This is a genomic window from Vibrio phycocola (genome assembly GCF_053850235.1).
This window is the reverse complement of sequence record NZ_JBSQDJ010000008.1, coordinates 78,123-92,659: the sequence shown is the minus strand read 5'-3', so window position 1 is coordinate 92,659 and position 14,537 is coordinate 78,123. Positions and strand designations below refer to the sequence as shown.

Annotated in this window: 12 protein-coding genes; 1 reads left to right on the top strand and 11 read right to left on the bottom strand. The window is 41.2% G+C overall.

Features of this window, described 5'->3' with window-relative positions:
- Window positions 1-4: 4 nt before the first annotated feature.
- The 11 genes from ACWU4D_RS12910 to tig all read right to left on the bottom strand — a co-directional run bounded on the left by ACWU4D_RS12910 (window position 5) and on the right by tig (window position 12,240).
- Entirely contained in the window at window positions 5-304 is a 300-nt protein-coding gene (locus ACWU4D_RS12910; protein ID WP_456051850.1) for a LapA family protein, read from the bottom strand.
- 145 nt (window positions 305-449) lie between these two features.
- A complete protein-coding gene (gene ihfB / locus ACWU4D_RS12905; protein WP_456051849.1) occupies window positions 450-734 on the bottom strand; it encodes an integration host factor subunit beta in 285 nt (94 codons plus the stop codon).
- Between the two features lie 75 nt (window positions 735-809).
- Entirely contained in the window at window positions 810-2,483 is a 1,674-nt protein-coding gene (gene rpsA / locus ACWU4D_RS12900; protein ID WP_456051848.1) for a 30S ribosomal protein S1, read from the bottom strand.
- 107 nt (window positions 2,484-2,590) lie between these two features.
- On the bottom strand, window positions 2,591-3,271 hold the full coding sequence (gene cmk, locus ACWU4D_RS12895; protein ID WP_456051847.1) for a (d)CMP kinase: 681 nt from the start codon (window positions 3,269-3,271) through the stop codon (window positions 2,591-2,593).
- Between the two features lie 166 nt (window positions 3,272-3,437).
- Entirely contained in the window at window positions 3,438-3,755 is a 318-nt protein-coding gene (locus ACWU4D_RS12890) for a ComEA family DNA-binding protein (protein WP_456051846.1), read from the bottom strand.
- Window positions 3,756-3,886: 131 nt separating this feature from the next.
- A complete protein-coding gene (ppiD, locus tag ACWU4D_RS12885) occupies window positions 3,887-5,746 on the bottom strand; it encodes a peptidylprolyl isomerase (protein ID WP_456051845.1) in 1,860 nt (619 codons plus the stop codon).
- A 160-nt stretch (window positions 5,747-5,906) separates the two neighbouring features.
- Window positions 5,907-6,179 (bottom strand): HU family DNA-binding protein, encoded by a 273-nt coding sequence (locus ACWU4D_RS12880; RefSeq protein WP_456051844.1) that lies wholly within the window; start codon window positions 6,177-6,179, stop codon window positions 5,907-5,909.
- A gap of 195 nt (window positions 6,180-6,374) precedes the next feature.
- Complete coding sequence (gene lon / locus ACWU4D_RS12875; protein WP_456051843.1) at window positions 6,375-8,720, bottom strand: endopeptidase La; 2,346 nt, start codon at window positions 8,718-8,720, stop codon at window positions 6,375-6,377.
- Between the two features lie 114 nt (window positions 8,721-8,834).
- Window positions 8,835-10,115, bottom strand: a complete 1,281-nt coding sequence (gene clpX, locus ACWU4D_RS12870; protein WP_456051842.1) for an ATP-dependent protease ATP-binding subunit ClpX — start codon at window positions 10,113-10,115, stop codon at window positions 8,835-8,837.
- A gap of 83 nt (window positions 10,116-10,198) precedes the next feature.
- Window positions 10,199-10,831, bottom strand: a complete 633-nt coding sequence (gene clpP / locus ACWU4D_RS12865; RefSeq protein ID WP_456051841.1) for an ATP-dependent Clp endopeptidase proteolytic subunit ClpP — start codon at window positions 10,829-10,831, stop codon at window positions 10,199-10,201.
- Between the two features lie 104 nt (window positions 10,832-10,935).
- On the bottom strand, window positions 10,936-12,240 hold the full coding sequence (tig, locus tag ACWU4D_RS12860; RefSeq protein ID WP_456051840.1) for a trigger factor: 1,305 nt from the start codon (window positions 12,238-12,240) through the stop codon (window positions 10,936-10,938).
- Between the two features lie 484 nt (window positions 12,241-12,724).
- Here tig and ACWU4D_RS12855 point away from each other — a divergent pair, with 484 nt between their 5' ends.
- Window positions 12,725-14,536, top strand: a complete 1,812-nt coding sequence (locus ACWU4D_RS12855; RefSeq protein ID WP_456051839.1) for a sensor histidine kinase — start codon at window positions 12,725-12,727, stop codon at window positions 14,534-14,536.
- Window position 14,537 lies beyond the last annotated feature (1 nt).

Here is a 14,537-nt window from a genome sequence, read left to right as displayed (position 1 = left end):
GTTTTTATCCAGCGTTCAAACTTTCTTTTGGTAATTTTTTATTTGTCGCTGCTTTCTGACCAGTTGCTCTTTCTAGCTTCTTGGTTAGGCTACGAACTTTAAGTTTTGCGCGCAAGTGCATGCTACCAAAAATCAGCCAAGAGATGATAAACCCGCTGACAAATGCGCCACCAAGCAACCAAGACAAATAAAACTCACCTTGTGCAATTAAATAATTGAAACCTACAACAGCTTGGTTTTGCGAACCAAGAGCCAAAGCAAGTAAAAACAGAATCAGTACTAAAATAATTTTTATAATTTTCATAATGGCATACCTATTTCTTTATTTGTTAGGTAGATTATGCAGGAAAATCGTTAGCCACACCATGTCTAATGTTAAGTTTAAAAACAAAAAAGGCGGCATATCAAAATGATATATCGCCTTTTATCAAACTAACTAATTAAACAAATTATAAACTAGCGTTTACACGTTCACGCAACTCTTTGCCTGGTTTGAAATGAGGAACATATTTTCCATCCAATTCAACTTTATCACCAGTTTTAGGGTTGCGTCCCGCACGGGGCTCACGATAATGCAGAGAAAAACTACCAAAGCCACGGATTTCTATGCGTTCACCACTTTCTAAAGTGGTAGCCATAGATTCAAGAATATCTTTTACCGCGTCTTCAATCTCCTTTGCTGATAGGTGAGTTTGTTCTGCACACAATCTTTCAATTAATTCAGATTTAGTCATAGTTTCCCTCAATACTTAGCAACATCTTCGCAAGCCAACCGAAAGGAACCTAGCGGCTCCTTTCAACGAGTTTAATTATTCGCCTTTAGCAGCTTTAAATGCGTCTGCCATTGCGTTACCGAACGAAGATTCGTCAGTTGTTTTGTTCACGGTAGCCAGTGCTTCTTGCTCATCAGCTTCATCTTTCGCTTTGATAGATAAGTTGATTACGCGGTTCTTACGGTCTACACCAGTAAATTTCGCTTCAACGCTATCACCAACGTTTAAGACTAGAGATGCATCTTCAACACGGTCACGTGAGATTTCTGAAGCACGGATGTAACCTTCAACACCTTCTTCTAGTTCAATTGTAGCACCTTTTGCATCAACTGCAGAAATAGTACCAGAAACTAGAACACCTTTCTTGTTGTCAGCTACGTAAGCATTGAATGGGTCATTTTCCATTTGCTTAACGCCTAAAGAAATACGCTCACGATCAGCATCAACTGCTAGAACAACTGCAGAGATTTCGTCGCCTTTCTTATATTCACGTACTGCTTCTTCTCCAGGAACATTCCAAGAGATATCAGATAGGTGAACAAGACCATCGATACCACCGTCAAGACCGATGAAGATACCAAAGTCAGTGATTGACTTGATCTTACCAGTAACTTTATCGCCCTTAGCTTGCATATCAGCGAAATCTAACCATGGGTTAGTCTTACACTGTTTTAGACCTAGAGAGATACGACGACGTTCTTCATCGATATCAAGAACCATAACCTCAACTTCATCGCCAACATTAACGACTTTAGATGGGTGAATGTTCTTGTTAGTCCAATCCATTTCAGAAACGTGAACTAGACCTTCAACGCCTTCTTCGATTTCAACGAAGCAGCCGTAGTCAGTTAAGTTAGTAACACGACCAGTCAGTTTGTGACCTTCTGGGTAACGCTTAGCGATTGCTACCCATGGATCTTCACCTAGCTGCTTAAGACCTAGAGATACACGAGTACGCTCACGATCGAACTTAAGAACTTTAACTAGGATTTCGTCGCCAACGTTAACGATTTCTGATGGGTGCTTAACGCGTTTCCAAGCCATGTCAGTGATGTGAAGTAGTCCATCAACACCGCCAAGGTCAACGAATGCACCGTAGTCTGTAAGGTTCTTAACGATACCTTTGACTTCGCTGCCTTCTTGTAGAGCTTCAAGTAGCTCTTCACGTTCAACACTGTTTTCAGATTCGATAACAGCACGACGAGAAACAACAACGTTGTTGCGCTTCTGATCAAGTTTAATAACTTTGAACTCTAGCTCTTTGTTTTCTAGGTGAGCAGTGTCACGGATAGGACGAACATCAACAAGAGAACCAGGAAGGAACGCACGGATACCGTTTAGTTCAACAGTGAAACCGCCTTTAACTTTACCGTTGATAACACCGATAACAGTTTCAGCTTCTTCGTAAGCTTTCTCTAGTACAATCCAAGCTTCGTGACGTTTTGCTTTCTCACGAGAAAGTTGAGTTTCACCGAAACCGTCTTCTACAGCGTCTAGCGCAACATCGACTTCAGAACCTACTTCAACTTCAATTTCGCCAGCAGCGTTTTTGAATTGTTCAGCAGGAATTGCAGATTCAGACTTAAGACCAGCGTCTACAAGAACGAAGCCGTTCTCGATAGCAACTACAGTACCTTTAACGATGGTACCTACGTGGAATTCAGTCTCGTTTAGAAACTCTTCAAAGAGTTGAGCAAAAGATTCAGTCATTTATTTAGTCTTCAAATGTAAACTTCCACGGGTATCCTACCGCGTGGGGTTATTAAATTCGCCAATCATCATCCTTGCGATCGACGTCCTACTAACGGTAAATAAAATTATTCCGCTAGTTTAGATTTGATATATTCGAGTGATTTTTCAACAACTTGGTCAATAGACATTGATGTTGAGTCAAGAACCAGTGCATCGTCTGCAGGTCGCAATGGAGACACGGCTCGATTGCGATCGCGATCGTCACGTTCTTGTATGTCGCTCAAAAGGGCGTCAAATTTAACATCTAGGCCCTTGAGTTGCAACTGATTCTGTCTTCTTCTAGCCCGCTCTTCGGCACTGGCATCAAGAAAAATTTTGGCATCAGCTTGCGTAAAGACCACAGTACCCATATCACGGCCATCCGCCACTAAACCATTATCGCTTGCGAATGCTCTTTGGCGTCGCAATAAAGCCTCTCTTACCCTAGGAAGTGCCGCAACTTTAGAGGCTGCCATACCTGTTTCTTCTTTACGAAGATCGTTCGATACATCTTCACCTTCTAGAATAACTTTAACCAGGTCGCCATCGGAAACAAATGCCACATCAAGATGCGTAGCTAGAGGAACCAAGTCGTCCTCAGAGTCAGTATCAAAGCCATGATGAATCGCCGCTAAAGCCAGCACGCGATATAAAGCGCCAGAATCCAGAAGGTTATAACCAAGTTTTTTTGCCAACAACATGCAAAGCGTGCCTTTACCAGCACCACTCGGCCCGTCTACCGTCACCACGGGTGTTCGAGAGGACATGTTTGTACTCCGTATCAGTCATTATGAATGAGTTTAATAGTTGGCAGCGATTATAAGGGGAATTATCGAAGGGGGCTACCGACGATTGTCAAACTAATGATGTTTATGTGGAATAGACAGAATAAGGTCGCTTAAATGACAGCGACCTTTAACAAATCAGTTTCAACTACTTGACTGACAGATTGTCACGGTTGTTGTTAATCAAACTTGGCCCAATTCCTTTTACATTGGTCAATTGGGTAACATCCGTAAATGGGCCATTCGCTTCTCTATAATCTATGATGGCTTGCGCTTTTTTCGCTCCGATACCTTTTAAAAGCGTCGCCATTTCTTCTGCATTCGCCGTGTTCACGTTAACCGAATATTCAACCATATCGATAATTTGTGGGCTTGCACTATCACCCACTGCATAACTAGTGGGCGTAAACATCGCAAACAATACGGTAGAAAGAATGAGTTTAAATATAATTAAAGTGTGTTTCATTGCTTTGCTCCTTATTTAGGTTCATAGCAATAATAATCACAATACTGTTTTGCCCCAGTACCAACCTTAGAAACTAAAAAGGACCACGAATGTGATCCTTTTTGATAAACAACTCAATTACATCGTATACCCTATTCGCTCGATAGGTGATACTCAATATCATTCGTTGTACGAAGTACGCTAACTAACCCAGCGATATCTTGCTGACTATTTAAACGCTCCAACTGTCCCATAAGTTGTTCATTCAGCTCATCGTTGTTTTCAGCATTCACATCAAGTAATTCAACCAGCAAAATTTCACCTTCTGGCGAGGTTGCTTGAGCATACACATGCTCACCATCAATTGGCTTCTTCAAAGCGTAAATCGCTTCTGCCAGAGGTGAGTTACGATCGATCACTTCCTCTTCACCAAAACTTAACTCATTTTCGGCCAACCCTTCTTGGTTACCGTCTTTAAGTTGTGCCAAAATCTTATCAGCAAATGCTTTAGCAGCTGCTTCAGCTTTTGAAGCAGTTAACTCACTTTCAACTGTCGATTTCACTTCTTCGATTGGTAATACAGTTTCTGGACGTAGCTCATCGACCCTTACAACAACGACACTTTCTGGTGCGAGTTGAATCACGTTAGAATTTAGCTGGTCTTCTTTAACTTCAGGGTGATTAATCGCTTCCACTACTGCATTACTAGATAGCTCTGCTGGTAATGTATTGATTGAAACAAAATCCGTTTGAACCACTCCTGCACCCGTAACCTTTGCAGACTCCTCTAATGAATCAGGGAACTCGAACGCGACTTTTTCTAGTTCTGTTTGTAACTCATAGAAGGTATCAACGGCTTTTTGATCTTTAACAAGAGCAATGACTTCGTCTTTAACATCAGAAAGTGGTTTCGCTTGCGCTGGTTTATCCTCAAGAAGCTTTATAATGTGATAGCCAAAATTAGACTTAACAACACCAGAAACATCACCAACATTCGCTAATGCAAAAGCTGCCGATTCAAAATCTGCATCCATGACACCTTTTTCAATCCAGCCAAGATCGCCGCCGGAGTCTTTGCTACCTGGATCTTGTGATTCACTAGCAGCTAACTCAGCAAAGTCTGCCCCTTGATTAACCTTAGCTAATACCGCATCAGCAACAGACTGATCATCACCTTGAATTAGGATATGACTAACACGACGTTGCGCTTTCGTTGAATACTGCTCAATGTGTTCTTCATAGTAAAGGTTCGCTTCTTCATCCGTCACTTCAATTGTTTGCTTCAAACCTTCAGCTGACAATAATAAATACGCTAATTTAAATTGCTCTGGACGAGTGAATTCTTGCGGATGAGTATTGTAGTAACTTTCAACTTCCTCATCGGAAATAGTCACTTTCTCAGCAAACGAATTTTGTTTAATCGCGACCGTTTTAATGGTGCGAGTTTGAGATAATAATAGCCCTTGAGCTTGGGCTTCACTTAATAAAGCAAACTCTGTTTCTTCGACAGCCCCAACCAATTGTTGACGCAACAAATCGCTGCGTAGATAAGCAGCAAAAGAATCGGCACTATAACCGGCACGGCGTAATGCAGCTTGATATATTTCTTGGTCGAACTTTCCATCAGACTGAAAAGAAGGCATCTCTAGAATCGCCTTACGAACTTGATCATCACTGATGCTCAAACCAAGTGTTTTTGCATGCTCTTCAAGCAAAACATCATTTACCATGCGATCAAGTATCGAGCGACGAAATGATGCAACATAACTTGGATCAGCAAGTAGATTAGAAAAATAATCACCTAATTGAGATTGCATTCGGCTACGTTCATTTTGATACGCTTGTTCGAATTCGTTAAGTGATATTTTAACGCCTGCAACTTCCGCAGCCGAGTTATTGCCGCCACCGACTAAGTAGTTACCAACACCAGCAAAGACAAAGGAAACCATAATTAGGCCTAAAATAACCTTTATGGCTATGCTGTTAGCACCTTCACGCAATCGATCCATCATAATTAGTTTGTTCTCCGAATACGAAGCCAAAAACGTCTATTGGCTTAAATAAGTCTGACGATAATATCAGAAAAAATAAATGCGCATCACTATGATGCGCATATTTTCAAAAGGTTCGACTTAATTTCGTCTTGTTGCTGAATAATTAATCAATTATTGATTAATTACAGGCTTCCTTAAGTGCTTTACCTGCTTTGAATGCTGGAACTTTTGCTTCAGCAATCTGAATTTCATCACCTGTTTTAGGGTTACGGCCAGTGCGAGCTGCACGAGTACGTACACTAAATGTACCAAATCCAACCAACGCAACTTGATCCCCTGATTCTAGAGCGCCGCCAACTGCGTCAATCAATGCATCAAGTGCACGACCCGCTGAAGCTTTAGATAGATCTGCATTTTCTGCTATTTGTTCTACTAATTGTGTTTTATTCACTTTTTAATTCCCCTCTATGCCAATTTTGATAATTATATTTTTGGCTTTTCGTTCCATTGATTTAAAGTTGCTTAACACTTTGAAGTTCTTGGAGTTCGGCAACAATCGCTAACGTTAGCTCCCAACAAAAATGCTGACAAGTCTTTTTTTGACTTATCAGCATAGAGTTTAAGTATTTTTGCTGTATATCACTCTTTAAGAAGTAAGTTCGAGCCCTGATGGGTCTTGCTCTAGCGCTATTTTAAGCACATCATCAATCCACTGAACAGGAATCACTTTCAAGTCGCTTATAACATTGTCTGGAATCTCTTCCAAGTCACGTTCGTTATCCTTTGGAATGACGACTGTTTTAATTCCACCACGGTGTGCAGCGAGCAGTTTTTCTTTCAAGCCACCAATTGGTAGTACTTCACCACGAAGAGTAATTTCGCCCGTCATCGCGACTTCTGCCTTAACAGGGTTACCCGTCAAACTAGACACCAATGCTGTACACATGCCGATACCAGCACTTGGGCCATCTTTTGGCGTCGCGCCTTCAGGAACATGGACATGCAAATCACGCTTTTCATAAAAATCAGGATTGATTCCCAATTTTTCACATCGGGAGCGAACTACAGTCATCGCCGCTTGAATAGATTCTTGCATAACATCGCCCAGAGAGCCTGTTTGAGTTAGCTTACCTTTACCTACCATCGCTTGAGTTTCGATAGTAAGGAGTTCTCCACCAACTTCTGTCCACGCTAAGCCTGTCACCTGGCCGATACGATTATTGTTTTCAGCTTTTCCGTAATCGAATCTCTGGACGCCAAGGAACTCTTTTAGATTATCTTGATTAACCGTCACAGATTTTAGTTTCTTATCTAGCAGAATTTTCTTCACGGCTTTACGGCAGATTTTGGATATTTCACGCTCTAAGCTACGTACACCCGCTTCACGAGTATAATAACGAATCACACCCATAATTGCTGAATCTTCAATATTAATTTCAGCAGCTTTCAAGCCGTTTCGCTCTATCTGTTTCGCCACCAAATGGTCTTTAGCAATATTCAGTTTTTCGTCTTCGGTGTAACCCGATAAACGAATCACTTCCATACGGTCCAATAAAGGCCCTGGAATGTTCATAGAGTTTGACGTCGCAACAAACATCACATCCGAAAGGTCATAATCGACTTCTAGGTAGTGATCATTGAACGAATTATTTTGCTCAGGATCGAGAACTTCTAGCAATGCAGAAGATGGGTCTCCTCTCATATCGGAAGACATCTTATCGATTTCATCAAGCAAGAAAAGCGGGTTTTTAACCTCAACTTTTGCCATTTTTTGAATCAGTTTTCCTGGCAATGAACCAATATAGGTACGTCTGTGACCACGTATTTCGGCTTCATCTCGAACGCCACCAAGAGCCATACGAGTGTACTTACGCCCGGTAGCCGCTGCTATTGAACGCCCTAAAGAGGTTTTACCAACACCAGGAGGACCGACTAAACAAAGAATCGGGCCTTTTAGCTTATTCACTCGGCTCTGAACCGCTAAATATTCAAGAATTCGTTCTTTTACTCGCTCTAGGCCGTAATGATCTGAATTTAGTATTTCCTCAGCCTTAGAAAGGTCCTTCTTCACTTTTGATCGTTTAGTCCAAGGAACACTCACCATCCAATCAATATAGCTACGAACCACAGTTGCTTCAGCTGACATTGGAGACATCATCTTCAACTTCTGTAGCTCTTGCTCAGTCTTCTCTTTGGCCTCTTTTGGCATTTTCGCTGCATCTATTTTTGCTTGAAGTGCTTCAAATTCATCAGGAACATCATCCATGTCACCTAATTCTTTCTGAATCGCCTTCATTTGCTCATTGAGGTAATACTCGCGCTGAGACTTTTCCATCTGTTTTTTAACGCGATTACGAATACGCTTTTCAACCTGTAACAGATCGATTTCTGATTCCATTTGTCCCATTAAAAATTCTAAACGTTCGGTCACGTCGATAATTTCTAATACAGATTGCTTATCGTCCAACTTTAGTGGCATGTGTGCTGCAATCGTATCGGCTAGACGTGCCGCTTCATCAATCCCATTCAATGAAGTAAGCACTTCAGGTGGAATCTTTTTATTTAGCTTAATAAAGCCATCAAATTGGTTGATTGCACTACGAACGATGACTTCTTGTTCTTTATCATCAAGCTCTGGCGTAACCAGATATTCTGCTTGAGCAAAGAAGTAATCTTCTTCGACAAAGGAATGAATTTTTGCGCGTTGCTGGCCTTCCACTAATACTTTCACTGTACCATCAGGTAATTTCAGTAATTGAAGAATTGTCGCAACGGTACCTACTTCATAGAGGTCGTCGACTGAAGGCTCTTCTGTATCTGCGTGCTTTTGAGCAACAAGTAATACTTGTTTATTGTTATCCATTGCCGCATCAAGGCACTGGATAGATTTCTCGCGGCCAACAAACAACGGAATGACCATGTGAGGATAAACCACAACATCACGTAGTGGTAATACAGGGATCTCGATACGCTCAGAACGTTCCAAGTTCATATTATTCTCTCTTCCGCTTTATGATATAAAATTGTATATGGGGGCTAACAGACTGGATTCAATGAAAGAATTAAAAAAGGAGGCATATTTGCCTCCTTTTTTTATTTGCAACGATTACTCGCCGCTTGCAATTTGATTTTCTGAACCAGAATAAATAAGTAATGGCTCAGATTCCCCATTAATTACCGATTCATCAATAACAACTTTGCTTACGTCTGTTTTAGAAGGCAATTCGTACATTATTTCCAATAATACACTTTCTAAAATCGAACGAAGTCCACGGGCTCCAGCTTTACGTTCCATTGCTTTCTTAGCAATCGCCTGCAGAGCATCTTCACGGAATTCAAGCTCAGCATCTTCAAGCGAAAACAATGCTGCGTACTGTTTAGTTAATGCATTTTTCGGCTCACATAAGATTTGAACCAATGCAGACTCATCCAACTCAGTTAACGTCGCCGTTACCGGTAAACGTCCAATAAACTCAGGAATCAATCCAAACTTAACCAAATCTTGTGGTTCTACTTGTGTAAAGAGTTCACCAACGGTTTTCTCGTCACTCTTAGAACGCACTTCTGCACCAAAACCAATTCCAGTACCTGTTTCTACACGCTGCTCAATGACTTTGTCTAAGCCCGCAAATGCGCCGCCACAGATGAAGAGAATCTTAGAGGTATCAACCTGCAAAAACTCTTGCTGTGGGTGTTTGCGACCACCTTGAGGAGGAACAGAAGCAACAGTGCCCTCGATAAGTTTCAATAGTGCTTGCTGAACACCTTCGCCCGAAACATCACGAGTAATCGATGGGTTCTCTGACTTACGAGAAATCTTGTCGATCTCATCGATGTAAACAATGCCACGTTCAGCCTTCGATACATCGTAATCACATTTCTGAAGTAGTTTCTGAATGATGTTTTCAACATCTTCACCAACATACCCTGCTTCGGTTAATGTCGTTGCATCAGCCATAGTGAATGGTACATCAAGAAAACGAGCTAAGGTTTCTGCTAATAACGTTTTACCACTACCGGTAGGGCCAATTAAGAGGATATTACTCTTTCCGAGTTCAACGCCATCTTCCGTTTTATCACCATTACGTAACCGTTTATAGTGATTGTATACTGCAACAGCTAATACCTTTTTGGCGTGTTCTTGCCCAATCACATAATCATCGAGATGCTCACTAAGTTCGCGTGGCGTTGGTAATGCCTCTGTACTACTCTGTGGTGCAACATCTTTGACTTCTTCTCGAATGATGTCATTACATAAATCGACACATTCATCACACACGTATACAGAAGGACCTGCAATGAGTTTACGAACTTCGTGCTGGCTTTTGCCACAGAAAGAACAGTACAGTAATTTATTACTCCCGCCCTCTTTGCTTTTATCTGTCATTCGCTAGCCTCTTAGCTATTATTTAATAATTTGAGTGTATAACAATTTTCTTAAAATTGCGTTATTCAATTCGTTGGATTAACTCAAGACTGTGCGCCACGGTGAGTCAGAATGCCATCAACCAAACCATAGTCAACTGAGTCTTGCGCAGACATAAAGTTATCACGATCTGTATCACGCTCAATAACCTCTAGCGGCTGACCAGTGTGCTCAGCTAATAGAGAATTCAATCGGTTTTTAATGGTTAATATCTCTTGGGCATGAATTTGAATATCAGATGCTTGACCTTGGAAGCCGCCTAGCGGTTGGTGAATCATTACGCGAGAATTAGGCTGTACAAAACGCATACCTGGTGCTCCACCAGCGAGTAAGAATGCCCCCATAGAACATGCCTGCCCCATACATACTGTACTAACATTTGGCTTGATAAACTGCATAGTGTCGTAGATAGACATACCAGCCGTCACACTTCCACCAGGAGAATTAATGTAGAGATAGATATCTTTATCAGGATTTTCAGATTCTAAAAATAGAAGCTGTGCACAAACCAAATTTGCCATGTGGTCTTCGACTTGACCAGTCAAGAAAATAATACGCTCTTTTAAAAGACGAGAATAGATATCATAAGAACGTTCACCACGAGAGGTTTGTTCTACGACCATTGGTACTAGTGCATCAACAATTGGAGACATTGCGTTTCTTTCTTGGTAACTCATAATCTTTATCCCTAAAATAAATGGCCCGGATGATGGGGATCATACGGACCATTGTTAACAGAATAGTTGCCTATAAGTCAACTATTTACGCTACAATTTGCCTATTAAGCTGCAGCTTCAGAGTTCATTAGCTCGTTGAAAGGCATCTCTTTTTCTGTCACTTTAGCTTTATCTAAAATAGCATCAATCGCTTGCTCTTCAAGTGCAACATTGCGCATATTGTCCATCATCTGTTCGTTCTGCTCATAATGAGCGATAACTTCAGATGGATCTTCATAGGCTGATGCTAACTCTTCGATCAGTGATTTCACTTTTTCGTCATCCGCTTTAATTTCACCAGCTTTGATGACTTCACCTAATAATAGACCAACTACGACACGTTGCTTAGCTTGATCGACAAAAAGATCACGTGGAAGCTGATCAGCAACCTCAGGATTTCCGCCAAAGCGCTGAGCTGCTTGCTTACGAACAACATCAATTTCTTGATCAATCAAAGAGCTTGGTACGTCGATATCATTCTCTTTAACTAAGCCATCGATAGCTTGTTGCTTGATACGCTGTTTAATTGCTTGCTTAAGCTCACGTTCCATATTTTTCTGAACTTCAGCTTTAAGTGCATCGATGCCGCCTTCAGTTACACCGAACTTAGCAACGAATTCATCGTTAACTTCTGGAAGTTCACGAGTTTCAACTTTAAGGATTTTGATAGAGAACTTAGCTGCTTTACCTTTAAGGTTTTCAGCATGGTAATCTTCAGGGAAGTCCACATCGATTTCAAATTCCATACCCTTAGTTTTACCTTGGATACCGTCTTCAAAACCTGGGATCATACGACCTTGACCCATTTCTAGTGGGAACGCTTCTGCTTTACCACCTTCAAATTCTTCACCATCGATAGAACCAACGAAATCGATAGTAACTTGGTTGCCTTCTTCAGCAGCTGCGTCTACTTCAATCCACTCAGACTGTTGCTTACGTAGAGTTTCAATCATTTCAGCAACATCTTCGTCTTTTACAGAAACAGCTGGTTTTTCAACTTCGATGTTTTCTAAACCTTTAAGCTCAACTTCTGGGTAAACTTCAAATGTTGCTTTGAAAACAAGGTCTTTGCCTGCTTCGTTTTCAACAGGTGTAAAAGTAGGACCGCCAGCTGGGTTAATTTTCTCTTTTACAATTGCTTCAATAAAGTGGCGTTGCATCACTTCACCAAGAGCATCTTGACGCACTGCTGAACCATACATTTGAGCAACCATTTTCATTGGCACTTTGCCTTTACGGAAGCCGTCGAAACGACGATTCTTGGCGATGTTGCGTAACTCTGCATTAACCGCATCATCGATGCTTTTAGCAGGAACGGTAATAGTAAGACCGCGCTCTAGGCCTTCTAGTGTTTCAACAGTAACTTGCATTGTATATAAACCTCAAAACTGGCTCAGGTAATCTGAGTATCGTGAATCCCGATTGTCGATATAATCAAGACTCAAATCCGTATATCGCACCTTAATCGGTACCTAAATTTTAAAATAGAAATTTGTTGTCCGACGGTTGCCAAACTGTCGATCTGCAATGAATAAGTTACAAGACAGAACGATGACAATTTCATAGACGCGATATTCTAACGACCATATTTACAACTGTCGAGCTAAACACCCTATCGTGGCAAATCTCTATTCCAAATACATCATTAAAGAGAAGTGAATCTCAATAATATCAATCCATACTGCTCTCAGATTGGGGCGGTACGGCCATTTTCAATGCTATTTCTCTTTTTTTTTGAACAAATAGATAAAAAGAGATCTGGCTCCTATTTTTGCAGTTCCATATCTATGGAAAGTGAAGCTTGGCGATGAAAGTCGTAGTATCTACTATTAAAAACGTTTTCTGGAATCTGCCTTGAAATTATCTATTCGTCGAGAAAGTATCGCTTTATTTTTGGCCTATTTTCTATTTGCATCTTTGGGAGCGAATGCAGTATGGAAATACAGTTATAATGCGTTAATTCAAGATCACCACTCTCAGCTCGACCGCTTTTCAAGTCACATCGAAGCTCGTCTTGAAAAATATGCACATATTCCCCAGCTCATCGCTCGCGACCGTAAGTTGATTGAAGCTTTATCAAATCCATCAAACTCCGCTCAAGTCGATATTACCAATCGCTATCTAGAACAGATCAATAATACCATTCAAGCTTCAGACACTTATCTACTCAACACCGAGGCTGCCACGATAGCTTCAAGTAACTGGAACTTAGAGCGATCATTCGTAGGACGAAACTTTAGTTGGCGCCCCTACTTTAAAGAAGCAATATCAGGTAAAAATAGTCAATATTTTGCTCTCGGATCAACGTCCGCTCTACGTGGATACTACTATTCGTCGCCCATAATTTTTGCAGCAGAAACCCTCGGAGTTGTCGTTGTGAAAATGGACATATCTTCGATTGAAGAAAATTGGCAAAGTGACACTAGCTATTTTGTCGCCACGGATAACGATAACATTATTTTCATGTCCAGCCGCTCAGAATGGTTGTTTAAAAGTATCGCACCGCTGTCTTCAAAAGCATTGGAAAACATCAATCAATCTCAACGCTATATCGGCCAAACCATTACCTCTCTCAACCTAAAGGGCGATCTCGATAGTTCTCACAGTGAATGGGTCAACCCAAATAAGGGATGGATAGAAGGCGATTTTGTAGTGACGAGTCGCACGTTGAGTGATCTTCCATTAACCATCCGAGTGTTGACACCAAAAACTGAAATATTCTGGGACAGCTTTGCTTATGTCATCTGGTGCAGTATGGCGTTTGCAATTGCCTACCTAATCCTATTACTTAGCTACCATCGTCGCCTCAAACAACGTCAATTTGATCAATTACAATCCGAAGCTAAGCAAAAACTCGAATATCTCGTTTTAGAACGGACCTCAGAGCTTCATGAAGAAATTAGAGAAAGAAGTAAAACAGAAGAACAATTGCGTCAGACCCAAGATGAATTAATTCAAGCCGCTAAATTGGCGGTGCTTGGCCAAATGTCTGCCAGTATCAGCCATGAACTCAATAACCCACTCGCCGCGATACGCAGCTTTGCCGATAACGCACGCCGTTTTCTCAATTCCGAAAAGTACGAGCGAGTAGACGATAACTTGCAGCGCATTTCAGCACTCACCGAACGCATTGCTAAAATCAGTATGCAATTGAAATCATTTGCGCGAAAATCTGATGGCGATGAAAAAGTGAATGTACAACTAAAACCAATCATCCTTTCCGCTAAAGAGTTGATGCAGGGACAGTTTAAGTCAAGCTTCGTTGAGTTTAGTGTTCAACTTCCAGAGCAACCTCTGTGGATAACCGTGAATCCCATCCAGTTAGAGCAAGTTCTAATTAATTTGTTTGCCAATGCAATCCAAGCCTGTTCTCAAACCGAGGAAAAGGACGTTCAACTCTCAATCGAATATGATAACAATTGGATATCAATTCATATCGACGATAATGGTGAAGGCATTGACGAGACTATCGTCGGACAGATATTTGCGCCCTTTTTCACCACGAAAAAAAATGGCTTGGGACTCGGGCTATCTATTTCACAGCAAATAGCCCAGAGTATGAATGGAAAAATTACCGCCTCCAACTCTGAACTTGGAGGGGCTAGATTTAGCCTAATATTGCCAATCATTCCAGAACCCAATTCAGAAAAACCTACACAAAGCTAAT

Bases quoted from the DNA above. Each gene is read 5' to 3' on its own strand.
- ACWU4D_RS12910 (WP_456051850.1), bottom strand. From the start codon at position 304: ATGAAAATTATAAAAATTATTTTAGTACTGATTCTGTTTTTACTTGCT.
- ihfB (WP_456051849.1), bottom strand. From the start codon at position 734: ATGACTAAATCTGAATTAATTGAAAGATTGTGTGCAGAACAAACTCAC.
- rpsA (WP_456051848.1), bottom strand. From the start codon at position 2,483: ATGACTGAATCTTTTGCTCAACTCTTTGAAGAGTTTCTAAACGAGACT.
- cmk (WP_456051847.1), bottom strand. From the start codon at position 3,271: ATGTCCTCTCGAACACCCGTGGTGACGGTAGACGGGCCGAGTGGTGCT.
- ACWU4D_RS12890 (WP_456051846.1), bottom strand. From the start codon at position 3,755: ATGAAACACACTTTAATTATATTTAAACTCATTCTTTCTACCGTATTG.
- ppiD (WP_456051845.1), bottom strand. From the start codon at position 5,746: ATGATGGATCGATTGCGTGAAGGTGCTAACAGCATAGCCATAAAGGTT.
- lon (WP_456051843.1), bottom strand. From the start codon at position 8,720: ATGAACTTGGAACGTTCTGAGCGTATCGAGATCCCTGTATTACCACTA.
- clpX (WP_456051842.1), bottom strand. From the start codon at position 10,115: ATGACAGATAAAAGCAAAGAGGGCGGGAGTAATAAATTACTGTACTGT.
- clpP (WP_456051841.1), bottom strand. From the start codon at position 10,831: ATGAGTTACCAAGAAAGAAACGCAATGTCTCCAATTGTTGATGCACTA.
- tig (WP_456051840.1), bottom strand. From the start codon at position 12,240: ATGCAAGTTACTGTTGAAACACTAGAAGGCCTAGAGCGCGGTCTTACT.